Genomic DNA, 23,099 nt, shown 5'->3' with positions numbered 1-23,099 from the left:
GGCAAAGCCTTTTGGATGATAACCACCTACTGAAGTAGGTGGTTTAGGGCCGAAAATAAAAAACCCGGTACAAGACCGGGTTCTTTGCAACAAAAAACGAATTAACGTTTTGAGTACTGTGGACGCTTACGAGCTTTATGCAGACCCACTTTCTTACGTTCAACTTTACGGGCGTCACGAGTGACGAAACCAGCTTTACGTAATGCAGGGCGCAGAGACTCGTCGAACTCCATCAGAGCGCGGGTGATACCGTGGCGGATTGCGCCAGCCTGACCAGAAATACCACCACCTTTAACAGTGACGTATAAGTCAAACTTGCCTACCATTTCCACTAACTCTAACGGTTGCATAACAACCATACGAGCAGTTTCACGACCGAAGTATTCAGTGATAGAGCGTTGGTTGATAACGATGTTACCTGAACCTGCTTTGATGAATACACGAGCTGTAGAGGTCTTACGACGACCAGTACCGTAATATTGATTAGTTGCCATGTTCTGCTCCGATTAGATATCTAAAACTTGCGGTTGCTGAGCAGCATGTTGATGCTCGGCGCCTGCATATACTTTTAACTTACGGAACATAGCGCGGCCCAGAGGACCTTTAGGCAACATACCTTTTACGGCTGCTTCCAATACCATCTCCGGCTTCTTCACAAGCAGTTTTTCAAAGTTAATTTCTTTGATACCACCTGGGAAACCACTGTGAGAGTAGTACATTTTGTTTTTTGCTTTGTTACCAGTGACAGTCACTTTATCAGCATTTACAACGATGATGTAATCACCGGTATCAACGTGTGGAGTGAACTCTGGTTTGTGCTTTCCGCGTAAACGAAGAGCGATCTCAGTTGCGATACGACCAAGTGTCTTACCTGTTGCATCAACAACGAACCAGTCACGTTGAACGCTTTCTGGCTTAGCAGTAAAAGTTTTCATCTAAAAACTACCCAAAAAAAATAACACTGTTACACCTAACACAATCTTCATTGTGTCGCTTATCGCACCCCTTCGAGTACATAAACTGCCAGGCTACGGCAATTTCAGGCTGTAACGTGGGCCGGGCGCGGATTATATAGTAACCAATGACAAAAAACAGCCATTTCTGTAAAAAATTACGGTAAATGTTCACTCGCCAGATAGTCGTGCGATTGCATTTCCTGTAAACGGCTTAAGCAACGTTTAAATTCAAAGGACAAAATGCCCTCTGTATAGAGCTTATCCATTGGCACTGCGGCTGAAATAATCAGTTTGACGTGGCGCTCATAGAACTCGTCTACTAATGCAATAAAACGTCTGGCCACATCATCACGGGTTTGCCCCATCTGCGTCACATTCGACAGCAAAACTGTGTGATAACACTTACTCAGCTCCATATAGTCATATTGACTACGGGCTGTTTCGCATAGCTCTGGAAAATCAAACCAGATAATACCATCCGCTTCTTTGCGGCTGGTGAGTGTGCGGCCTGCGATTTCTATTTGTGCTTTATCCTGACGAGGCTCCACCGACAAGGCCAAAAAGTATTCAGCCAGATTGCAATCTGCTTTTTCATCCAGCGGCGAATGATAAATTTCGGCCTGAGTTAAAGTGCGAAGACGGTAATCGATACCGCTGTCTACATTCACTATTTCCGTATGTTGCTTAATCAAAGCTATCGCAGGCAAAAAACGCGCTCGCTGCAAACCATTGCGGTACAAACCGTCAGGCTCAATGTTTGAGGTGGCCACCAATGTAATACCACGGGCAAATAACTCTTGCATCAGGGTGCCTAAAATCATTGCGTCTGTAATGTCAGAGACAAAAAACTCGTCAAAACACAAAATATCGGTTTCGGCTTTAAACCTGTCGGCTACTACTTTTAACGGATCAGACACACCAGGCAGGGATTTTAGCTCCTGATGCACCTTGTGCATAAAGCGGTGAAAGTGGATTCGCAACTTACGTGTGGTCGGCAGACATTCATAAAAAGTGTCCACCAGATAGGTTTTACCCCGGCCTACTCCGCCCCAGAAATACAGGCCTTTCAATGGTTGTGCTTCTGGCTTTTTACCCAACAACTTATCGAGAAAACCTTGTTTCAAAGGCTTCTGTTGCACAAATTGCTGATACAGACGTTCCAGGTGCTGCACTGCATTTTGCTGGGCAGCATCAAACAGAAAATCATCACGTTGGAGGTCTTGTTGATATTTTTGCAGTGGTGTAGTCATGCTGGATATTGAAAAATAAGCCAATTAACCTTAAATAATGGTCGTAATAGTAACATGCCTTACCACTCTGGATAAGAAGATAGGTTAAACTATTGTTGAACTAACTAATTTTTCAGGAGTTGTTATGACTGTTACTTTTGCCTTGGCCTGGTTAGTAGCTGGCTTAGTGGTTGGCATAGTGGCAACCCGCTTGTATTGTTTGCGTCAATTTAATCAAAGCAAACTGCAGGTGGAGCTAAACGAAACCAAACAGCAGCTGCAGCAATACCGTAGCGATGTCACAGAGCACGTGGAAACAACGCATCAACTGATGAGTCAGCTTCACGAAAACTACGAAAAAATTGCCCGCCATATGGCTCAGACCAAGATGCAGTTGATCGAAAGACCAACTTTTGACAACCGTAGCGAGCTGAATTATTTCGCAGCAGACACTACGGCACAGATACGCCAGTCGATCCATAAACTGGATGAGCGTCGCAAAGTGAAGGACGAACCGTCCTATCAGCCACTGGATTATTCCAATACAGCCAGTGGCTTAATGAAAAATAAAACTGAGCGGAACTCATCGGACAACTGAACTTTTCGACTGGTAAAGCATTCTTAGTGGCGTCATCCGTACGAAGGAGCATTACCTATATGAAGTCGCAGTTATCTTTAGTTACTGTCAGTATTTTAACCGCCTTTCTGCTGGCGCAACCCGCGCCAGCTCAGGCCAAGTTGCCATTTTTTGGCGCTGGCGATCAGGAAATGCCAAGTCTGGCGCCTATGCTGGAGAATGTGACTCCTGCTGTAGTCAATATCTCAGTGGCTGGTAGCCGCGAAGTTCGTCAACGCTTACCCGGTGGTTTAGAGCAATTCCTTGGCCGCCGTGGCGAGTTACGCCAGGAACAACCTTTCCGTGGTTTGGGTTCAGGTGTCATCATCGATGCTAAAAAAGGTTATGTGGTGACTAACCATCACGTGATTAATGAAGCCTCTGAAATTCAGGTGACCTTAAAAGATGGTCGCAGCTACAAAGCGAAAAAAATTGGTGAAGATCCAGAAAGCGATATAGCCCTGCTACAAATTGAAGCTGACGATCTGACTCAGGTTGAACTGGCAGATTCAGATGTTTTACGAGTGGGTGATTTTACCATAGCGATAGGCAACCCCTTTGGCTTAGGGCAAACCGTCACTTCAGGTATTGTCAGTGCTTTAGGCCGTGGTGGTTTAGGCATTGAAGGTTATGAAGATTTTATTCAAACCGATGCAGCCATTAACAGTGGCAACTCAGGCGGTGCTCTGGTCAACCTCAAAGGCCAATTGATTGGTATCAATACCGCCATCATAGGTCCTAATGGCGGCAATATAGGCATAGGTTTTGCTATTCCTGCCAATATGATGAAAAACCTGGTCGCCCAGTTTGTTGAATTCGGTGAAGTGCGTCGTGGTGCTTTAGGTGTACGTGGCGGTGATTTAAACGCTGAAATTGCCAAGGCCATGAAAACTAAAACCAGCAAAGGTGGTTGGGTACAAGAAGTGATCCCAGGTTCAGCAGCCGATAAAGCCGGCCTGAAAAGTGGTGATATTATTACCCATCTGAATGGCAAAAAAGTTGAGTCTTTTACTGAAGTTCGCGCCAAAATAGCTACTCTGGGCGTAGGCAAAGAAATAGCTCTAGGTATTTTGCGGGATGATAAAGCGCTGACGGTGAAAGTAACGCTGGAAGCTGCAGAAGCCGCCACAGCAGAAGCCAAAGTGCTACATCCAATGCTTGAAGGGGCCAGTTTAACTGATGGTAAAACACCGGACGGTGAAAATGGCATCGTTGTGGATGAAGTAGCGGCTCGCTCCCCTGCTGCTGCATTAGGACTGGAAAAAGGCGATGTGATTATTGGCGTGAGTCGCAGCAGAGTGACCAGCACCAAAGAGTTACGAGAGCTGCTGAACAAAAGCTCCGGTATCATAGCATTACAGGTTCAACGCGGTAATCGCATCCTTTATGTATTGATACGTTAACTTTTTGCAGTAGCAAGCCTGTGGCTTGCTACTGCAACTCCCTATTTAGTGTTATGCTTGCAAAATCTTTTGTTTCATAACTTCTCCCAGTGCCCAAACTTCTGATTAGTCTATTAAAAAGTGTTGCTTATGGTCTTGCACTTGCCATGCTGTGGTTGGTTTTTTTCAACCAGGGTCAGGGATTAAACCTGAATTTCTGGCAACAGAAAGAATCCGTGCCCGCACCTGTGTCTTATTCCAGAGCAGTACGCGCCGCGGCACCGGCTGTTGTTAATGTCTATACCAAAAGCACCACTCAGGATCCCCGTTCTTACCAAAGCAGAACTATAGAGCGTCAGGAGCTTGGCTCAGGTGTCATTATGAATGCCCAGGGTTATGTGCTGACTAATTATCATGTGGTGTATGGAGCTGACCAGATTTCAGTGGCGTTGCAGGATGGTCGTGTCTTTGATGCGATACTGATTGGTCAGGACCAACTGACAGACTTAGCTGTGTTGTATGTCGAAGCCGACAACTTACCTGTGATCCCACAGGATGATAGCTTAGAGCCTCAGGTTGGAGATGTGGTACTGGCAATAGGCAATCCTTTTAATTTAGGTCAGGCCATTACTCAGGGTGTCATCAGTGCAACAGGCCGAGGCGGCTTGAGCCCGGCAAACGGTTATGCCGACTTTATGCAAATGGACGCAGCCATTAATGCGGGTAACTCAGGCGGTGCTTTAATTAACAGCAATGGCGTGTTAGTCGGTATCAACACTGCGGCTTTCCAACGCCAGCGTAATCTGGACATTCAGGGTATATTTTTTGCGGTGCCTTATAGCTTAGCCAGTAATGTGCTGCAGAAACTGATCCAGCATGGTCGCGTGATCCGTGGTTATTTAGGTGTCAGTGGGGACCCTGTCGTTAATCCTGCAGGCGATCCGATGATATCCACAGCCCAAACCTTATTTGGTGTCAAAATCAGCGCCATAGAGCCTTTAAGCCCTGCCGCTATAGCGGGTTTAGAAATTGGCGATATATTACAGAAAATTAATGGTGTGACTTTAACCAGCGTACATCATGCGCTGGATTTAATCGCAGAGACTCCACCAGATACCACTTTGCAAATGTCGATTGAACGTAATGGCAAGGCACTGACTGTGCCCGTGGTAATTAGAGAACTGAACTAACTTAGTTCCAACGAGCTGAAATAGAAAAGCCAGTGATTGAGCACTGGCTTTTTTTATGGCGTTCTACTTCACAGCATTATGCAGGAGCATTGATCCGCTGGATATTGGCACCTAAGCCTTTAAGCTTATGCTCTATTTGCTCGTAACCCCGATCGATATGGTAGATACGATCAACCACAGTCTCACCTTCAGCGACCAGGCCTGCAATCACTAAACTGGCGGAAGCTCTCAGGTCTGTTGCCATCACCTGAGCACCTGTCAGCTTGTCGCTGTGTTTAATCAGCGCTGTGTTGCCTTCCAGTTGGATATCCGCCCCCATACGTTGCAGCTCTGGTACATGCATAAAACGATTTTCAAAAATCGTTTCTGTCACCATGCCCACACCTTCTGCCACCACATTCAACACAGTAAACTGCGCTTGCATGTCGGTAGGAAAGCCAGGGTGAGGTACAGTTTTTACATTGACTGATTTTAACGTACGACCCGCCATATTCAGACGGATCCAATCCGAGCCTGTTGTCACTTCAGCACCTGCTTCACGCAGTTTCTCAAGCACCACTTCCAGTTCTGCCGGAGAAGCATTTAAACAGGTCACGTCCCCGCCTGTAACAGCAGCTGCCACTAAAAAAGTACCGGTTTCAATGCGGTCTGGTAACACTGTATGACAAGCGCCATGCAGCTTCTCTTTACCCGTAATGCGAATAGTATCAGTGCCTGCGCCCTGAATATCAGCCCCCATAGCAATAAGGTATCGGGCTAAATCAACCACTTCAGGTTCACGAGCTGCGTTTTCAATAATAGTTAAACCGTCAGCCAGCACTGCCGCCATCATCAGGTTTTCAGTACCGGTCACACTGACCAGTTCCATAAAGATATGAGCACCATGCAAGCGGCTTGCCTTGGCTTTGATATAACCAGCCTCTACCGTGATTTCAGCGCCCATTTTGCGTAAACCGTCGATATGCAAATTCACCGGTCGCGCACCTATAGCGCAACCGCCAGGTAACGACACTTCAGCATGACCAAAACGGGCTAACAAAGGACCTAAAGCCAGAATAGAAGCGCGCATGGTTTTCACCAGTTCGTAGGGAGCCATCTGACTATGAATAGCAGTAGCATCCACTGTCACCTGATGGCCGTCACGGCTGACTTCAGCACCAAAAATGCGCAACAATTTAAAGGTGGTATCAATGTCTTTTAATACAGGGACATTGCTCAGCACTGACGGCTGCTCTGCCAAAATAGTGGCAAATAAAATAGGAAGTGCGGCATTTTTAGCGCCGGAAATAACAACGTCACCTTTTAAGGTGGCGCCGCCTGAAACCAGAAATTGTTGCATCTTTAGCTACTATACAGGTGGGTTAAGTAATTTTTCACGGCGCCATTGAGTCGGCGTGAAAGTTTTAATTGAAACGGCGTGAATACTACCATCAGCAATAGCTGCCATCAAAGGGGCATAAATCATTTGTTGTTGTTTCACCCGGCTGATGCCATCAAAACAATCCCCAATTGCTGTCACAGCATAATGATTGCCTTCGGCTTTTACATAAACTTCAGCCAGTTTCAGCTCTTCTGTTAACAGAAGCTCAATATCATTACACTGCATTGCCTTTACCCTCTTCTACCAGTGGCAACAAGGCCAGAACATCGGACAATTTAGCCAGAGAAATTAATTGCTCTGGCGCATGACACATTTGGATGGTTAACCCCAGTTTAGTCGCCTGAGCGACCTGATGAAGTAACCAGGCAAGACCTGCAGTGTCTACCAATGCAAGCTCACGGAAATCAAAGACTACAGTGCCACTTAACTTTTTTAATAATTTAAATGGCCACTGTGTTGGTACTGTATCCCGATCCAAAGCACCGGAAAACACCAGAGTCTGTTGTTGTTGACTAATTTTTAGCATTATTACCCTGCATAGGAGCTGTGATAGGAGCTTTTGATTTCTCCACTAACAATGCGGTCACGCTGGCTAAACCTTGCTGACGGATCATGTTGCCAAGCTCCGCTCTCTTGCTGTCTAACAAAGAGATACCTTCAGCCACCATATCAAATACCTGCCAGTTTTCAGAATCTTTGGCACGACGAAGTTTAAACTCGATATTGATATCTGGCTTGCCCGGATCAATAACACGGGTTTTAATGGTGACAATATTTTGCGTGCCTACAGCGCGGGCTGGTTCAAAAATCACTTTCTGATTTTTATACTGAGTTAAAGCACCAGCGTAAGTGGCTACCATATAATCTTTAAAGGCCACGACAAAAGCATCACGCTCTTCTGGTTTAGTTTGTTTAATGTAGTTACCTATCACACGAAAAGCAGCATAACGACTGTCGATGTAAGGCACCAATTCTTCATTCACTATCACCCGTAAATGCTCGACATCTTTTTCGATCTTCGGCTGATCGTTAGCAATACGGCGAAACGCCTGATCGGCCACAGCTTCGATCATTTTGTACGGGTCGTTATAAGTTTTGACTTCCACGGCGGATGCTTGAGCAACCAGGCCTAATGAAATCAACGCAGTAGCTGCAATTTTTACCAGCAAGTTTTTCATGCTTAGTTACTTCCTCTGTTAAATAAGAACTGGCCGATTAACTCTTCCAGCACAATAGCGGACTTGGTGTCTTCAACATAATCGCCACTTTTCAGGATGGAGACGGTTTCATCAACAAAACCAGGCTGTAATCCAAGATACTGTTCACCCAATAAACCAGAGGTCAAAATGGCAACTGAACTGGTTTCAGGGAAGTTGTTGTATTGGCTGTCAATTTCCATAGCCACTACAGGAGAATATTCTTCAGTGTCGAGATTGATGGAGCGCACACGGCCAACCACCACTCCACCCACTTTAATGGGGGACCGAACTTTTAAACCGCCAATGTTTTCAAACTTGGCATACAACATATAAGTTTCGCCAGACCCCGCCATACCGCTGTTCGCCACTTTCAGGGATAACAACATAAAAGCTGCTATAGCCAGCGCAACAAACAAACCTACCAACACTTCGATTTTGCGAGATGTCATTTTTTATCCACCAAACATTACTGCTGTTAATATAAAGTCAAAACCTAAGACCGCCAGAGAAGATGTCACCACAGTTTGTGTGGTGGCCTGACTAATGCCTTCAGAGGTTGGCACCGCATCAAAGCCTTTATGTAAGGCTATCCAGGTCACAATCAAAGCAAACACAGCACTTTTAATCACGCCGTTCATAATATCCTGCTGGAAATCAACGTTGGCTTGCATTGCAGACCAATAACCGCCGCTATCCACACCTAACCAGTCCACACCCACCAGATGACCACCTAAAATGCCTACGGCAGTAAATATCATCGCCAGCAATGGCATGCTGATCACGCCAGCCCAAAATCGCGGCGCGATAATACGGCGCAGCGGGTCCACAGCCATCATTTCCATACCTGACAACTGCTCAGTCGCTTTCATCAACCCAATTTCAGCTGTTAAAGCGCTACCTGCCCGGCCGGCAAATAACAAAGCTGTCACCACAGGACCCAACTCGCGCAGTAAACTTAACGCAACCAAGGGGCCTAACATTTGTTCAGCGCCAAATTTCGACAGCACTGTGTAACCCTGCAATGCCAGCACCATGCCGATAAACAAACCAGAGACCAGAATGATCAATAAAGACAACACACCAACCACATACAACTGCTTCAACAATAAAGGGAAGCTTTTGCGCGGTGTTGGCCAGGCGACTAAAGCGCCAAACAACATAACGGTGGCCCGGCCCATGCCTTGAATTTTAGCAATACTCTTTTGTCCGAGTTGCTGTAACTTATCCACTATCACTTGGCTAACTCCATTAATTCAGTACTGTAACTGGCCGCTTTAAAGTGGAAAGGTACAGGGCCATCAGACTCACCCTGTAAAAACTGCTGCACTAAAGCTGAAGGATGAGCCCGCAGTTCTTCAGGTGTGCCCTGTCCTATTACTTTTTGCTCAGCCACTACATAGACATAGTCAGCAATACTCATCACTTCATTGACGTCATGGGATACCACAACAGAAGTTAAACCCAACGCATTATTCAAAGAACGGATCAGACGGACTATCACGCCCATTGAAATCGGGTCCTGCCCCGCAAAAGGCTCATCGTACATAATAAGTTGTGGATCTAAGGCGATAGCACGGGCTAACGCAGCACGACGCGCCATACCACCAGACAATTCAGCAGGCATTAAATCCCGCGCACCACGTAAACCTACAGCTTCTAATTTCATCAACACCATCAGGCGGATAATATCTTCCGGTAAGCGGGTATGTTCCCGAATAGGAAAGGCTACGTTGTCGTAAACCGACATATCACTGAACATAGCGCCGCTTTGGAACAACATGCTCATTTTTTGCCGGGCTTTATACAAATCTTTACGATTGAGCTGAGGTATATCCTGACCATTGATCAGAATTTTCCCTTGTTCAGGTTTTAACTGACCACCGATCAGGCGCAGCAATGTGGTTTTACCAATACCGCTAGGCCCCATGATGGCGGTCACTTTGCCACGCTGAAACTGCATGCTCATGTCATCATAGATCACACGGTCACCGCGTTTAAACGTCAGGTGCTGAATGTCTACCAGAATATCTGACACGTTGATCCTCATTCAAAGACTATAGCGCTTATCGCTAAAATTAAAGGCGCGCAATATACCTATGCACAACAGCGACTTCAAGCCAAGCGGACTCGTAAAAGACGGCTATTGTATAGGTTTTTCGCAACGACGACCTTATAAAAAATAGTAACAACTGATTGCAAAAACAGAATAATCAGTTTGTTTTACGTAATCTTTTGCATTTACGCCCAATAAACACGAAAATATCAGCCTTTATCTGGCCGCAAAGTGTGCCGCGCTGAAAATGAATCGCAGCTTAATGCTTAAGCTATCTCTATGATCTGACAGGTTCTCTTACTGGATCCTTTCCAAAGAACTGCAGATCCGAAAAAGCCGGCAACAACTAATTGATGGGGATTTTTGCATGACTCTGGATTTTCGCCCTCAGGCCCTGCAGGTGTTGCAGATTGAAGCCGCAGCTGTAACCCAACTTGCAGCTTATATAGACGAAAGTTTTAATCTGGCTTGCCAGATGATGTTTGACTGCAAAGGCCGGGTGATAGTGATTGGCATGGGTAAATCCGGCCATATTGCTCATAAAATTGCCGCCACCTTAGCCTCTACCGGCACGCCGGCGTTTTTTGTTCATCCGGCTGAAGCAAGCCACGGCGATTTAGGCATGATCACCCAGGATGATATTGTGCTGGCTATTTCTAACTCAGGCGAAACCGCTGAAGTTCTGACTATAGTGCCGGTATTAAAACGCCGCGGTATCAAAATGATAGCAATGACAGGCCGTCCTGAATCTACCTTAGCTACTTTATCTAATGTGCATTTATGTGTGCGGGTTGAGCAAGAAGCTTGTCCACTGGGACTGGCACCTACCGCCAGTACGACTGCTACCTTAGCTATGGGTGATGCTATCGCCGTTGCTTTGCTGGATGTTCGTGGTTTTTCCGCTGATGATTTTGCTTTGTCCCACCCTGGTGGCAGCTTAGGCCGTCGTTTATTGTTACGCTTAGAAGATGTAATGCATTTTGGTGATGCCTTGCCAGTGGTACATCAGCAGGTCAGCCTGAAAGAGGCCTTGCTGGAAATATCCCGCAAAGGCCTGGGTATGACGTCTGTGGTGGATGATTCGGGTAAGCTGGCGGGCTTATTTACCGATGGCGATTTACGCCGGGTACTGGATCAACAGGTTGATTTACACAAAGCCAGCATTGCCAGCCTGATGACTAAAAACTGTATTACCGCTAAACCTGCTATGCTGGCAGCAGAAGCCTTACAAATCATGGAACAACGTAAAATTAATGGTCTCATTGTGGTAAACGAACAAAATGAACCTGTAGGTGCGTTAAATATGCATGACTTGCTGAAAGCCGGGGTGCTCTGATGTCTGTTTTATTTAGCCAAATGTATCAGGCCATCAGCCCGGAACTGGAGCAAAAAGCCCAAGGGATCCGCTTATTAATTTGTGATGTAGATGGCGTGTTTTCTGATGGCCGTATTTATTTAGGCAATCAGGGAGAGGAGCTAAAAGCCTTTCACACCCGCGACGGTTACGGTATTAAAGCCCTACGCCATGCCGGTATTGAAGTGGCGGTGATCACAGGTCGTCGCTCAGAAATAGTGCAGCAACGTATGACCTCCTTAACAGTACCGTACATTTATCAAGGCCAGGAAAATAAACTCGCCGCTTTTGCTGAACTCAAACAAACGCTTGGACTCGAAGCCTCACAAATTGCCTTTATCGGCGATGATTTGGCCGACTGGGCCGTCATGCAGCATTGTGGTTTAAGTGTTGCGGTGCAGGACGCTCACCCTTACCTTACCTTGCATGCAAATTACCGTTGTAAATTACCAGGTGGTTTTGGTGCAGTGCGTGAACTCTGTGATTTGCTTTTGACCAGTCAGAACAAATTTGCTGAATTTTCAGGAAGCAGTACATGATCCGTCAATTTTTATGGTTAGTGCTTATTGTGGCTGCCGCTGCCGGTTTTTATAGCTGGCAGGTGCTGGATCAGGAGCAAAGTGGCACTCCGGGCAATCAGGACAATCAGCCTGACTATGTGGCTGTAGACCTGACCCGAATGATTTATGATGAAGAAGGCCATTTGTCGGATCTGATCCGTGCTCAACGTATGGAACACTTCGAGCGTTTTGGCTTTTTACAGTTTGATTTCCCTATCTACACCATTTATCAGGAAAAAGTGCCATTATGGCAAGTGACAAGCGAGCAGGCTGTGCTTTATCCTGATGACAAACTCATTCTTGAACACAGAGTGGAGCTGCGCAATATGTCGACTGACCCACTTTTTACCCGAATAGAAACCAATGCAGTTGAGCTTCTGTTCAACAGCAATACGCTGCAATCGAACGAGCAGGTACGGATTTTTGGACTGGGCTTTCAAATCACAGGTAAAGGTATGCTGGCCGATTTGAACGCACAGAATGTAGAGCTGAAACAGCACACAAAAACGGTTTATTACAATGAAAAGTAACATTATTTTACTCAGCATCTTTTTCGCCTTCAGTGGCGCTTCTCTGGCAGGTCCTGATGACTTTAAAAAAGAAATCCAGGTCGGTTCGGATCGTCAGTTTGGTTCTATTAAAGATAAGGTGATGACCTTTGTTGATAACGTCAAAGTAGAACAAGGCAGCTTACTGATTGAAGCAGATAAACTCGAAGTTCTGGCCACTGCTGGTAAAGGCAAAGAAGTGTTTATTGCTTCAGGTCAGCCTGCCACTTATTCGCAGTTACTGGATGGTGAAAAGCCGATTAAAGCCAGTGCCAATGAAATTCGCTACGATGTAGCCAACGGTACGCTGGTGCTGACAGGCAATGCTGAACTGAGCCAGAATGGCAGCATGGTGCAAGGCGCGATCATCAAATACAATCTGGAAAAACAAGAGTTGGAAGCAGAGTCTGACGGCAAAAAAACCGAACGAGTCACCACTGTATTCAGCCCGGAAGGAAAAGAATAATGAAGTTAGTCGCGTCCCATCTGGCGAAAAGCTACAAAGGCCGTCAGGTGGTCAAAGACGTCAGTCTGGAAGTGAATGCAGGGCAAATTGTTGGCTTGTTAGGTCCGAACGGTGCAGGAAAAACCACCACCTTTTATATGATTGTTGGTTTGGTGCCATCAGACAAAGGCAAAATCACGCTGGATGAGAAAGAGATCACTTTTGACCCTATCCATGCCCGTGCCCGTGCCGGTATTGGCTACCTACCGCAGGAAAGCTCAATTTTCCGCAAACTGACGGTTTACGACAATCTGTTAGCCATTTTGCAGCACCGTAAAGATTTGACCGAAGAGCAGCGCGAAGAAAAAGCCGACGCCCTGCTGGACGAGTTCCATATAGGTCATATCCGTAACAGCCTTGGCATGAGTTTATCCGGTGGTGAACGCCGCAGAGTGGAAATAGCACGGGCACTGGCTGCAGATCCGGCATTTATCCTGTTGGATGAACCTTTTGCTGGTGTTGATCCTATTTCAGTGTTAGATATTAAAAAAATTATTCAGCATCTGTGCCAACGAGGCATTGGAGTGCTTATCACCGACCACAATGTGCGCGAAACGCTTGATGTCTGTGAAATTGCCTATATTGTAAGTCATGGAGAACTGATTGCTGCAGGTACGCCGGCTGAGGTTTTAGCAAACCAACAAGTCCGGGATGTCTACCTTGGTGAGCAATTCAGGTTATAGTTTAAAACAACATCCGAATAGGGTTGTTTGGAGAAAATAAGAAGTACATGAAACCGTCTCTGCAACTTCGTCTTGGTCAGCAGCTCACAATGACTCCTCAATTGCAGCAAGCAATTAAACTGCTGCAATTGTCTACTATTGAACTGCAACAGGAAATTCAGGAAGCGCTGGATGCTAATCCATTGCTGGAAGCTGAAGATGACTATGCTGTACTTCAGGAACCCTCCTCTAAAGATTTAAATCATGGTGCAGAGTTTGACGCCCCCGACTACGACAGCAGCCATGATGAGCACTACGAGCCTGAGGTAAAGGACAGCAGCGAAGCGATGTCCGAGCAAAATATTAAAGAAGATTTACCGCTGGACAGCCACTGGGATGATTTAGTCAGTGCAGCCCCTGTATCAGGAGCCAATAACTACAACGGTGATGAAGATACGGTATTTCAGGGCGAAACCAGCGAAACTCTGCAAGACTACCTACGCTGGCAGATGCAGCTAACCCCGTTCTCAGACACAGACCGCACCATTGCTGAAATTATTATCGAAGCCATAGACGAAAACGGTTTATTGACGATAGGTACAGAAGAGATCCTCGAATCTTTGGGAATGCCTGATGTAGAGGCCGACGAAGTCGAAGCTGTGATCAAACGTATCCAGCTATTCGACCCTGTAGGTGTTGGAGCCCGTACCATCCAGGAATGTTTATTGGTACAACTGCGTCAGTTTGACCCTAAAACACCTTATCTGGCCGAAACCCGGCATATTATTAAAGAATATACTGACTTTTTAGCCAACAGAGATTTCCGTTCTCTGATGCGTGTGACTAAACTCAAAGAAGACGACTTAAAAGAAGTGATGCGCCTTATCCACAGCCTGAACCCAAGACCTGGGGCAGATGTGATTCGACAAGAACAGTCGTATGTGATCCCTGATGTATCGGTAGCGAAAATTAAAGGACGCTGGATGGTTGAGTTAAATCCTGATGCGATGCCAAAGATCAGAATTAACGAGCAATATGCCGCCATGTCACGTAATGCCCGTAACGCCTCCGATGGTCAGTTTATCCGTTCCCATTTGCAGGAAGCCAAATGGTTTTTAAAAAGTCTGGAAAGTCGCAACGAAACTTTACTCAAAGTAGCGAACTGCATAGTACAGCAGCAGCAGGCGTTCTTTGAACACGGTGAAGAAGCCATGAAACCCATGGTATTAAACGATGTCGCTGAAATGGTGGGAATGCATGAATCAACAATTTCCCGTGTTACGACACAAAAATATATGCACACTCCCAGAGGAATATTTGAACTTAAGTTCTTTTTCTCCAGTCATGTAAGTACAGAGAGTGGTGGTGAATGTTCATCCACCGCCATCCGCGCCTTTATTAAAAAATTGGTGGCGGCGGAAAATCCTGCCAAACCTTTAAGTGACAGCAGGATGGCAGAAATACTGTCAGAACAAGGGATTAATGTCGCACGGCGTACCATTGCCAAGTATCGTGAAGCCTTGTTTATTCCGCCGTCTAATCAGCGCAAGAGCTTGCTTTAACAGCTCTACAAAGAAGGAAGAGTCTATGCAAATCAACTTAACTGGTCGTCATGTAGAAATCACTGAAGCACTGAGAGATTACGTCGATAGCAAATTTTCCAAACTTGAACGTCATTTTGATCATATTAACAATGTACATGTAGTGCTGAACGTGGAAAAATTGAAGCAGATTGCAGAGGCTAAGATGCACCTCAACGGAGGTGAAGTATTCGCTGTATCGGAAGACGAAAATATGTACGCTGCGATAGACCAGTTGATCGACAAACTGGATCGCCAAGTTATTAAACATAAAGAGAAAATTTCTCGTCATTGATTCTGAAACTATGAACCTGAGCTCAATGTTATCGGAGGACTGCACCAAGAGTGCGGTCCTTTTTAATAGTAAAAAACGCATTCTGGAATACATAGCTGAACTGGCACATCAGCGTTTACCGGAAATTCCTGAGTACAACATACTCGAAGCCCTGATGAGCCGTGAAAAGCTTGGCTCTACAGGTATTGGCGGTGGTATTGCTATTCCCCATGGCAAATTAAAAAATGTCACCACACCTATGCTGGTGTTTGTTGTCAGCAAAGATCCAATACAGTTTGATGCTATTGATAATCAGGCTGTGGATATTTTCTGCGCCATCCTGATCCCGGAAAATCAATGTCAAACCCATTTATCCACCTTATCAGGCATAGCACGTATGCTGAGCCAGAAAGATTTCACCAAAAAAATCCGTCATAGCGCAACCAGCCACGATTTGTATCAGTTATTGATGACAAGTGCTGAACAGGTGATAGCAAAATGAAGTTACTGGTCGTCAGTGGTCGATCGGGTTCGGGCAAGTCTGTTGCCCTGCGCGTCATGGAAGACCTTGGTTATTATTGTGTAGACAACATCCCGGTTAATTTACTGCCCACTTTGGCTAACGCCGTTATGGGTCAGTATGAAAGAGTCGCGGTCAGTATAGATGTACGGAATTTACCGCAAGACCCTGAAGAACTCACAGATATTCTGTCTTATCTACCGCACAAAGTTGACCTGACCATTCTTTACCTCGACGCCGACCATACCAGTTTAATTAAACGCTTCAGTGAGACTCGCCGCCTGCATCCTTTGTCGCATCAGGCCATGTCACTGGATGAAGCCATACAACGCGAACAGCAGCTGTTAGACCCTATCTCCAGCCGTGCCGATTTATACCTGGATACCACAGAGCTGAACGTACATCAGCTGGCAGAGCAGCTTAGGGAACGTATTCTGGGGCAAAAAACCGGACGTCTGGTTATATTGTTTGAATCCTTTGGCTTTAAATACGGTATTCCCAAAGACGCTGACTATGTATTTGATGCCCGCTTTTTGCCAAATCCACATTGGGAACCAGAGTTAAAAATACTGACGGGGCTGGATAAACCTGTGCAGGACTATCTGTCGTCACAAGCTGTAGTGGCTCAGTATATCTGGCAAATTAATCAGTTTATCGGCACCTGGCTGCCCCACTTAGAGCGCAATAACCGCAGTTACCTGACCATTGCCATCGGCTGCACAGGTGGCCAACACCGTTCAGTGTATATCGCTGAATCTCTGGCTGAGAGTTACCGCTTACAGCGGGAAGACGTGCAAATTCGTCACCGCGAATTGGTAAGACATCATGGCCGATAAACTTCAGAAAACCGTCACTATCGTCAATCAACTCGGCTTACATGCCAGAGCGGCCACTAAGTTAGTGCAATTGTGCCGTCAGTTTGACGCCAAAATAGAGTTACAGCAGGAAGGTCAGACTGCGGATGCCAGCAGTGTGCTTGCACTCCTGATGCTGGCAAGCAGCAAAGGTAAAACTCTGGAAGTTTGTACCCAAGGCTCTCAGGCACAAGAAGCACTAACAGCTGTAGTGACTTTAATCGAAAACGGCTTTGACGAAGAAAACTAAGGCTACTGCAAAATTCAGTTAAAGATCGGCGTTTTGCTTTCCTGAGGTTGATGCAGATGTCTTCAGCTTTAAGTGCAGCGCAGCTTTGATTAGCATATGAGCGGTAATAGGTGCGGTAATAAATAAAAATAAAGCGATAAGCAACTGCTGTAAACTCAACTCCGCTTTGACAAAGTTAAAATAGACCATAGAGGCCAACACCAGAGCACCTAAACCCAGCGTTGTGGCTTTGGTTGGCCCATGCAGGCGGGTATAAAAATCAGGTAGTTTCACCAGCGCAAAGGATCCTAACAACACAAATAACGACCCTGCCACAGCTAACAAGGCTACCAGCCATTCAAGCCAACTCATATCTCACTCCTCAGTATCAGCGCTTTACTCAATGATGTCGCCACGCAGCAGAAACTTACATACAGCCACAGTACTGACAAAACCCAACATGGCTATCAGCAAAGCCACTTCAAAATTCAAACTGGTACCCAGATAAATGCCGTACAGCAACAACAGCGCTATACTGTTGATATACATAGTATCAAGCGCCAACAAACGATCGATCACCGAAGGCCCGCGAATAGCCGCGTATAAATTCATCAACAAGGCGAGTCCGACCACGAAGAAGCAGCCTTGCAAAATCAGATCAAGCATTAAAATATCTCCTTTAATGGAGCTTCGTAGCGTTGTTTCACTTGCTGAATTAATTCAGCTTCATCAGCTAAATCAAGTACGTGCACTAGCAAATACCTGGGCTCATCAACACCTACATTCAAAGCTAAAACTTCGGCACTGACAGTACCTGGCGTTAAAGACACTGTGCTGGCCAAAATAGTAATGGACAAATTGTCGGTTAAATCCAGCGGGATTTTAATAAAAGCAGGCCGTAAGCGTTTATTCGGTCCCAAAACCAGCTTCACAACCTGCATATTAGCCACAACAATATCCCAAAGCACCATAAAACCATAACGCAGCGCTGCACCAGGGTTTTTCATGCCCGGCTGGATCAGGCGGAATTTATGAATAAGCTGCGGGATCAACCATGCCAGCACCAAACCAAAAAACAGATGAAAAAACTCCACACTGTTATTCAGTAATAACCAAACCAGAAATAAAAACAGACTACGGACAGGGGTTGGCCACCACTTCTTTAATGAGTTCATCAGAGGGCTCCCGGACTGAGATTAACAATAGTCTGCAATTGAACCGCAGCAGCCTGACACCAGTCAGTTAAAGGCCCGGCAAACAAACTTAACAACGGGCTGGCCAACACCAGCAGCACTAAGGCAGTACCTCTGCGTCCACCTGCCATACGGGCTTCGGTATCAGCACCTGCAACCTGCCAGAATAAAATACTGCCAGCCCTGCTCAGCGCAATCAGCAATAACAGACTGCTGCCTAACAAGGCCGACCAGTACCACAACATAGCATGACCTTGGGGTACTGCTTGCAACAGCAATAACTTACCGATAAAACCAGAAAATGGTGGCATCCCTACTATGCTCAGAGCCACTACAATAAAGGCAGAACCAAGCAACACAGGCTGGACAATTTTCCGGCCATTAACCAAACGGTCACCGGCTTTGCCACGCTGATGAGCAATCAGATCGGCCAGTAAAAATAAAGCCGCAGTGGCTAAGGTTGAATGCACCAGATAATACAACAAGGCCTGCACAGACTCTGGCGTGCCTAACGACAGCATAGCGACTAAAGTCCCGACTGATACGACCACCAGATAACTGGCCATTTTACGCAAATCTTCACTGGCTAAAACGCCCAGCACACCCATTACAATGGTCAGAAGACCAGTCCACCACAGCACCGGAAACACCCAGCTCGCGACAAAACCAGCATCCTGCAGCACCATGGCAAAAACCCGCAGCAAACTGTAAATTCCCACTTTGGTCATAATGGCAAACAAAGCAGCCACAGCTGGCGTCACTGAAGAGTAAGCACTGCCTAACCAGAAATGCAGCGGCATCACTGCGGCTTTTAAGCCAAAGACTACCAACAACAGCGCTACAGCGGCCTGCAATAACTGCAGTTGAGTGTCAGACAAAGTCGCGACTTTAGTGCCCAAATCCAGCATATTTAAGGTGCCTGATGCACCATAAATCAGCGCCAGAGCAAATAAAAACAAGGCGGAGCCGACCAGATTCAGAATGACATAATGCACAGCAGCTTTTGTCTTTGCCTTGCCACCGCCATGGATCAGTAAGGAGTAGGACGCAATCAACAGCACTTCAAAAAATACAAAGAGGTTAAACAAATCTGCGGTTAAAAAGGCGCCGTTGATGCCCATCAGTTGGAAATGCAACAAAGAGTGAAAAAAGAAGCCCCCTTCATCTTCACCGCTGCTGGCATATAAACTGGATGCGACTGCCAGCACAGCAGTCAGGCATAACATCAGGCTACTGACCTGATCTAATAATAAGCTGATACCAAAAGGTGCAGCCCAATTGCCTAGTTGATAGAGTTGTGCCGGACTGTTGGTGCTTTGTATCGCCAGCAAAACACTGAACACCAGCAACACCACAGAACCACCAACACTTAAATACCGGCGTAATAACAAGCTTCGGTCAAAAGGCGGCAGCAAGGTCAGCAAAGCGACCAGCAAAGGCCAAATGATCGGCAGAATAATCAGATGGTTCATGACGAAGCTCCCTGTCGGGTGTTTTTCGCTACGGGTAATTTACCATCCACATGATCATTGCCTAAATCAGCGCGGGCACGGATAGACAATACAACCAGAAAAGCCGTCATCGCAAAACCAATCACAATAGCAGTGAGCACCAGAGCCTGAGGCAAAGGATCGGCATATTCCTCTGTGGCATTGAGCACAGCTCCAACGCCTATTTTTAATCCACCGCTGGAAAAGATAAATAAATTTACGGCATAAGACAACATGGTCAAACCCAGCATGACAGCAAAGGTCCTGGCCCGTAAAATCAGAAAAACAGCACAGCAGGTGAGTACACCTATAATAATAGCGACCAGTAATTCCATTAGCTTTGCCCCTTATTTACAGGTCTGTGTTCAGTGGTCATTTTGCCTAAATTAGCCAAAATCATCAGAGTCGCCCCTACTACTGTCAGATAAACCCCTAAATCAAAAGCGATAGCACTGGCCAGTTCAATTTCGCCAAAAAGTGGCAGTTGGAAATAATCAAACCAGGAGGTTAAAAATGGTCGTCCAAAAGCCCAGCTGGCAACCCCGGTTAAGGTGGATATCAGCACTCCGGCCGCAACCAGACGATGATACTCCAGCGTTAAACGTTCACGCACCCAATCCACACCTTGCGCCACGTACTGTAAAATGATGGCTATAGCAGTCACTAAACCAGCGACAAATCCGCCACCAGGTAAGTTGTGACCACGGAAGAAAATATACACAGAGACTAACAAGGCTAAAGGTAACAAGGCTTGAGAGACCACTGCCAGCAACATCGGATGTTTATCCAGCGCCCATTGTCGCCCTTGTGAATCTGAGCTGGATCTGAACAAAGGTAAACGTGTCAGTAGTTTAAAGATGCCCAAAGCGGCAATACCCAACACTGTAATTTCGCCGAGGGTATCAAAACCGCGGAAGTCGACCAGAATAACGTTGACGACGTTATAGCCACCGCCACCAATTTTAGAGTTAGCGAGGAAAAAATCTGAGATACGTTGCTGCGGTTCCAGCATCAATGCATAACTTAAACTGCCAATCACCACACCACAGATGGAAGCAATGGCACCATCACGGATCAATCGGCCAGCGTTGGATGCCCTGCTGATTTTATGCGGCAGAAAAAATAACGCCAACATCAACAGAACTATAGTCACCACTTCCACCGACAACTGAGTTAAAGCCAGATCAGGTGCTGAAAACCGCACAAAAATCAGCGTGACCACTAAACCAACAATAGAAATCATTACTAAAGAGAGCAGGCGCTGGCGCTGACATAACACAGTAGCTACAGCAGCTATAGCGGCGACAAAAGTGGCGGCAAACATCAATGTATCAGGCGCTTGCACAGCGTTGTGGCGGGTGAATTCTCCCATTTGCTGCAAAGGCCAAATCAGTAGTATGGCCACTATGACAAACATCCACATCAGGTAGCGTTGCAGCGCGGCGGACTCAATACGGTGATGCCATTTTTTTGCGAAGCCTAATAAGGCATTAATTTTTACTTCAAAAAACTGCAACGGGTTCAGCTCTGGCAATTCAGCCTGAAAACGAAACAGATGCTTGCGGTTGAAATACAACACAATACCCAGAGTTAAAGCCAATACACTCATCATTAATGGCAAATTGACGCCATGCCAAATCGACAAACTGTACAAGGGTAAAGGACCAGCGAGCACAGCTGTGGAAGCAACGGCTAATAAATCCCCTACTACATAGGCAGGTGCCAGTCCGACCAAAATACAAAGCGCGACCAGCACTTCAACTGGCACCCTCATATAACGAGGCGGCTCATGAGGAGTGCGTGGCAACCCCTTAGGCTGACCATTAAAAAACACATCGTGAATAAAGCGCGCTGAATAAGCCACAGACAAAGTTGCAGCTACAGTAGCAAGCACGGGGATCAACCAGGACAAGGCCCCTAATACTTCCTGATGCAGAGTTTCGGCAAAAAACATTTCTTTGGATAAAAAGCCGTTAAGTAGAGGCACACCCGCCATAGAAGCAGATGCCACCATGGCAAGAGTGGCGGTCACTGGCATAAATTGCCAGAGACCGTTGAGTTTTCGCATATCACGCGAACCCGATTCATGGTCAATAATACCTGCAGCCATAAACAACGAGGCTTTAAAAATAGCGTGATTGATAATGTGGAAAATAGCAGCAACAGCAGCCAGATCTGTGCCTAAGCCAAACAATAAGGTAATTAAACCCAAGTGACTGATGGTGGAATACGCCAGCAAGCCTTTTAAGTCATGTTGAAACAACGCCAGATAAGCACCAACCAGCAGAGTGGTCATGCCGGTGATAGTGACCATCAAAAACCATAAATCACTGCCTGCCAGTAACGGATACATCCGGGCCAGCAAAAAAATACCAGCCTTCACCATAGTGGCCGAATGCAGATAAGCGCTGACCGGGGTTGGCGCAGACATCGCATTGGGCAGCCAGAAATGAAACGGGAATTGCGCAGACTTAGTGAAAGCGCCGAGCAATACCAGAATTAAAATCACCGGATACAAGGAGTGTTGTTGCAACACATAGGCCTGAGACAACACTACATCCAGTTCAAAACTACCCAGTACATTGCCAATCAATAAGATACCGGCCAGCAAGGCTAAACCACCAAAACCTGTGATCATCAGCGCCATGCGGGCGCCTAAACGCGCGTCAGCTCTGTGCCACCAGAAACTAATGAGTAAAAAAGAACTGATACTGGTCAGCTCCCAGAACACCCACAACTGCAGCAGGTTATTCGACAACACTATGCCGAGCATGGCCGTCATAAACAGCATTAAAAAGCCGTAAAAACGCGCCATCGAATCTTTTTCAGACAAGTAATAACGGGCGTATAAAATGATCAGCAAACCAATGCCGAGGATCAGAAACAGAAATAAAAGAGACAGACCATCCAGCCGGAAGCTTAAAGACAAGCCTAAAGCCTCAACCCAAGGCAATTTATAAAATAAGGTTTCACCGGAAAATACTGCTGGAGCAAGCTGCAATACGACAACTAAAGCGGCCAGGGGTAATAAAGCTGTTGCAAGAGCACTGTGGCTACGTGACCATCGCGCTGTCAGTACTGGCACTAAAGAGCCTATTAAAGGAAATAAGACTATAAACAGAAGCTCAATCATGTACTTGCATCCTCTTAGCGGGCTGAGTTGTGTTCACTTGTATTTGCAAAGAAAACACCCTGAGCAATATGGCAAGCAACAAAAGCTATTGCGCCTGACAGAGGGTAAAATGCCCTGAAAATTTTACATGCCGTACTTTATACCTGTCTGAATACAAGCTGTCCAGACGTTCTGACCTGCAACAAGCTGAA

General features: G+C 46.2%; 29 protein-coding genes. 13 read left to right on the top strand and 16 right to left on the bottom strand.

Annotation, left to right across the window (positions count from 1 at the left end; all coding sequences use genetic code 11):
- Positions 1-101: 101 nt before the first annotated feature.
- From rpsI to zapE, 3 genes are all read right to left on the bottom strand, one after another.
- A complete protein-coding gene (gene rpsI / locus P3C17_RS00995; protein ID WP_008899943.1) occupies positions 102-494 on the bottom strand; it encodes a 30S ribosomal protein S9 in 393 nt (130 codons plus the stop codon).
- Positions 495-506: 12 nt separating this feature from the next.
- Positions 507-935 carry a 50S ribosomal protein L13 gene (gene rplM, locus P3C17_RS00990; RefSeq protein ID WP_008899944.1) on the bottom strand — a complete coding sequence of 143 codons (429 nt, stop codon included), beginning with the start codon at positions 933-935 and terminating at the stop codon, positions 507-509.
- Positions 936-1,111: 176 nt separating this feature from the next.
- A complete protein-coding gene (zapE, locus tag P3C17_RS00985) occupies positions 1,112-2,206 on the bottom strand; it encodes a cell division protein ZapE (RefSeq protein ID WP_300927699.1) in 1,095 nt (364 codons plus the stop codon).
- Positions 2,207-2,330: 124 nt separating this feature from the next.
- On the opposite strand from zapE, the gene P3C17_RS00980 reads away from it, so the two are divergent.
- The 3 genes from P3C17_RS00980 to P3C17_RS00970 all read left to right on the top strand — a co-directional run bounded on the left by P3C17_RS00980 (position 2,331) and on the right by P3C17_RS00970 (position 5,373).
- Positions 2,331-2,783, top strand: a complete 453-nt coding sequence (locus tag P3C17_RS00980) for a DUF1043 family protein (RefSeq protein WP_008899946.1) — start codon at positions 2,331-2,333, stop codon at positions 2,781-2,783.
- Between the two features lie 59 nt (positions 2,784-2,842).
- Positions 2,843-4,204 carry a Do family serine endopeptidase gene (locus P3C17_RS00975; protein ID WP_300927698.1) on the top strand — a complete coding sequence of 454 codons (1,362 nt, stop codon included), beginning with the start codon at positions 2,843-2,845 and terminating at the stop codon, positions 4,202-4,204.
- A gap of 146 nt (positions 4,205-4,350) precedes the next feature.
- A complete protein-coding gene (locus tag P3C17_RS00970; protein WP_300927697.1) occupies positions 4,351-5,373 on the top strand; it encodes a trypsin-like peptidase domain-containing protein in 1,023 nt (340 codons plus the stop codon).
- A gap of 76 nt (positions 5,374-5,449) precedes the next feature.
- Here P3C17_RS00970 and murA read toward each other — a convergent pair whose 3' ends face one another.
- The 7 genes from murA to P3C17_RS00935 are packed head-to-tail and all read right to left on the bottom strand — an operon-like array spanning position 5,450 to position 10,000.
- Complete coding sequence (murA, locus tag P3C17_RS00965; RefSeq protein ID WP_300927696.1) at positions 5,450-6,712, bottom strand: UDP-N-acetylglucosamine 1-carboxyvinyltransferase; 1,263 nt, start codon at positions 6,710-6,712, stop codon at positions 5,450-5,452.
- Between the two features lie 9 nt (positions 6,713-6,721).
- A complete protein-coding gene (locus P3C17_RS00960) occupies positions 6,722-6,979 on the bottom strand; it encodes a BolA family protein (protein WP_233081567.1) in 258 nt (85 codons plus the stop codon).
- On the bottom strand, positions 6,969-7,280 hold the full coding sequence (locus P3C17_RS00955; protein WP_300927695.1) for an STAS domain-containing protein: 312 nt from the start codon (positions 7,278-7,280) through the stop codon (positions 6,969-6,971). Before P3C17_RS00955 ends, P3C17_RS00960 begins: the two co-directional genes overlap by 11 nt.
- Positions 7,267-7,932, bottom strand: coding sequence for an ABC transporter substrate-binding protein (locus P3C17_RS00950; RefSeq protein ID WP_300927694.1), 666 nt, complete (start codon positions 7,930-7,932; stop codon positions 7,267-7,269). Before P3C17_RS00950 ends, P3C17_RS00955 begins: the two co-directional genes overlap by 14 nt.
- Positions 7,933-7,934: 2 nt before the next feature.
- A complete protein-coding gene (gene mlaD / locus P3C17_RS00945) occupies positions 7,935-8,402 on the bottom strand; it encodes an outer membrane lipid asymmetry maintenance protein MlaD (protein WP_127684977.1) in 468 nt (155 codons plus the stop codon).
- Between the two features lie 3 nt (positions 8,403-8,405).
- Entirely contained in the window at positions 8,406-9,188 is a 783-nt protein-coding gene (mlaE, locus tag P3C17_RS00940) for a lipid asymmetry maintenance ABC transporter permease subunit MlaE (protein WP_300927693.1), read from the bottom strand.
- A complete protein-coding gene (locus tag P3C17_RS00935) occupies positions 9,185-10,000 on the bottom strand; it encodes an ATP-binding cassette domain-containing protein (protein ID WP_300927692.1) in 816 nt (271 codons plus the stop codon). Before P3C17_RS00935 ends, mlaE begins: the two co-directional genes overlap by 4 nt.
- A 373-nt stretch (positions 10,001-10,373) precedes the next feature.
- Between P3C17_RS00935 and P3C17_RS00930 the strand changes: the two genes are divergently transcribed.
- From P3C17_RS00930 to P3C17_RS00885, 10 genes are read left to right on the top strand one after another with little or no spacing between them, the layout of a single operon-like run.
- Positions 10,374-11,342 carry a KpsF/GutQ family sugar-phosphate isomerase gene (locus P3C17_RS00930; protein WP_233081572.1) on the top strand — a complete coding sequence of 323 codons (969 nt, stop codon included), beginning with the start codon at positions 10,374-10,376 and terminating at the stop codon, positions 11,340-11,342.
- Entirely contained in the window at positions 11,342-11,899 is a 558-nt protein-coding gene (kdsC, locus tag P3C17_RS00925; protein WP_300927691.1) for a 3-deoxy-manno-octulosonate-8-phosphatase KdsC, read from the top strand. The genes P3C17_RS00930 and kdsC overlap by 1 nt, the downstream gene beginning before the upstream one ends.
- Positions 11,896-12,450: an LPS export ABC transporter periplasmic protein LptC gene (gene lptC / locus P3C17_RS00920; protein ID WP_300927690.1), complete on the top strand. Its 555-nt coding sequence runs from the start codon at positions 11,896-11,898 to the stop codon at positions 12,448-12,450. The genes kdsC and lptC overlap by 4 nt, the downstream gene beginning before the upstream one ends.
- Entirely contained in the window at positions 12,440-12,934 is a 495-nt protein-coding gene (gene lptA, locus P3C17_RS00915) for a lipopolysaccharide transport periplasmic protein LptA (RefSeq protein ID WP_233081577.1), read from the top strand. Before lptC ends, lptA begins: the two co-directional genes overlap by 11 nt.
- On the top strand, positions 12,934-13,656 hold the full coding sequence (lptB, locus tag P3C17_RS00910) for an LPS export ABC transporter ATP-binding protein (protein ID WP_346015644.1): 723 nt from the start codon (positions 12,934-12,936) through the stop codon (positions 13,654-13,656). Before lptA ends, lptB begins: the two co-directional genes overlap by 1 nt.
- A 47-nt stretch (positions 13,657-13,703) precedes the next feature.
- Positions 13,704-15,197 carry an RNA polymerase factor sigma-54 gene (locus P3C17_RS00905; RefSeq protein ID WP_300927689.1) on the top strand — a complete coding sequence of 498 codons (1,494 nt, stop codon included), beginning with the start codon at positions 13,704-13,706 and terminating at the stop codon, positions 15,195-15,197.
- 25 nt (positions 15,198-15,222) lie between these two features.
- Positions 15,223-15,510 carry a ribosome hibernation promoting factor gene (hpf, locus tag P3C17_RS00900; RefSeq protein ID WP_233081581.1) on the top strand — a complete coding sequence of 96 codons (288 nt, stop codon included), beginning with the start codon at positions 15,223-15,225 and terminating at the stop codon, positions 15,508-15,510.
- A 10-nt stretch (positions 15,511-15,520) separates the two neighbouring features.
- The gene (gene ptsN, locus P3C17_RS00895) at positions 15,521-15,991 is read left to right on the top strand and encodes a PTS IIA-like nitrogen regulatory protein PtsN (RefSeq protein ID WP_300927688.1); all 471 of its coding nucleotides are present in this window, start codon (positions 15,521-15,523) and stop codon (positions 15,989-15,991) included.
- On the top strand, positions 15,988-16,845 hold the full coding sequence (rapZ, locus tag P3C17_RS00890) for an RNase adapter RapZ (protein WP_300927687.1): 858 nt from the start codon (positions 15,988-15,990) through the stop codon (positions 16,843-16,845). Before ptsN ends, rapZ begins: the two co-directional genes overlap by 4 nt.
- A complete protein-coding gene (locus P3C17_RS00885) occupies positions 16,835-17,113 on the top strand; it encodes an HPr family phosphocarrier protein (protein ID WP_300927686.1) in 279 nt (92 codons plus the stop codon). The genes rapZ and P3C17_RS00885 overlap by 11 nt, the downstream gene beginning before the upstream one ends.
- 18 nt (positions 17,114-17,131) lie before the next feature.
- On the opposite strand, the gene P3C17_RS00880 is transcribed toward P3C17_RS00885, so the two are convergent.
- The 6 genes from P3C17_RS00880 to P3C17_RS00855 are packed head-to-tail and all read right to left on the bottom strand — an operon-like array spanning position 17,132 to position 22,908.
- Positions 17,132-17,464 carry a Na+/H+ antiporter subunit G gene (locus P3C17_RS00880; protein WP_300927685.1) on the bottom strand — a complete coding sequence of 111 codons (333 nt, stop codon included), beginning with the start codon at positions 17,462-17,464 and terminating at the stop codon, positions 17,132-17,134.
- Between the two features lie 24 nt (positions 17,465-17,488).
- Entirely contained in the window at positions 17,489-17,758 is a 270-nt protein-coding gene (locus P3C17_RS00875) for a K+/H+ antiporter subunit F (RefSeq protein WP_300927684.1), read from the bottom strand.
- The gene (locus tag P3C17_RS00870; protein WP_300927683.1) at positions 17,758-18,267 is read right to left on the bottom strand and encodes a Na+/H+ antiporter subunit E; all 510 of its coding nucleotides are present in this window, start codon (positions 18,265-18,267) and stop codon (positions 17,758-17,760) included. Before P3C17_RS00870 ends, P3C17_RS00875 begins: the two co-directional genes overlap by 1 nt.
- Positions 18,267-19,757, bottom strand: coding sequence for a monovalent cation/H+ antiporter subunit D (locus P3C17_RS00865; RefSeq protein WP_300927682.1), 1,491 nt, complete (start codon positions 19,755-19,757; stop codon positions 18,267-18,269). The genes P3C17_RS00870 and P3C17_RS00865 overlap by 1 nt, the downstream gene beginning before the upstream one ends.
- Positions 19,754-20,110: a Na+/H+ antiporter subunit C gene (locus P3C17_RS00860; protein ID WP_233081593.1), complete on the bottom strand. Its 357-nt coding sequence runs from the start codon at positions 20,108-20,110 to the stop codon at positions 19,754-19,756. The genes P3C17_RS00865 and P3C17_RS00860 overlap by 4 nt, the downstream gene beginning before the upstream one ends.
- Positions 20,110-22,908 carry a monovalent cation/H+ antiporter subunit A gene (locus P3C17_RS00855; RefSeq protein WP_300927681.1) on the bottom strand — a complete coding sequence of 933 codons (2,799 nt, stop codon included), beginning with the start codon at positions 22,906-22,908 and terminating at the stop codon, positions 20,110-20,112. The genes P3C17_RS00860 and P3C17_RS00855 overlap by 1 nt, the downstream gene beginning before the upstream one ends.
- Between the last annotated feature and the right edge of the window lie 191 nt (positions 22,909-23,099).

The sequence above is a fragment of the Rheinheimera sp. 1928-s genome (genome assembly GCF_029269265.1).
In the GTDB taxonomy this organism is placed as follows: Bacteria; Pseudomonadota; Gammaproteobacteria; order Enterobacterales; family Alteromonadaceae; genus Pararheinheimera.
This window is presented reverse-complemented; position numbering and strand designations above follow the sequence as displayed.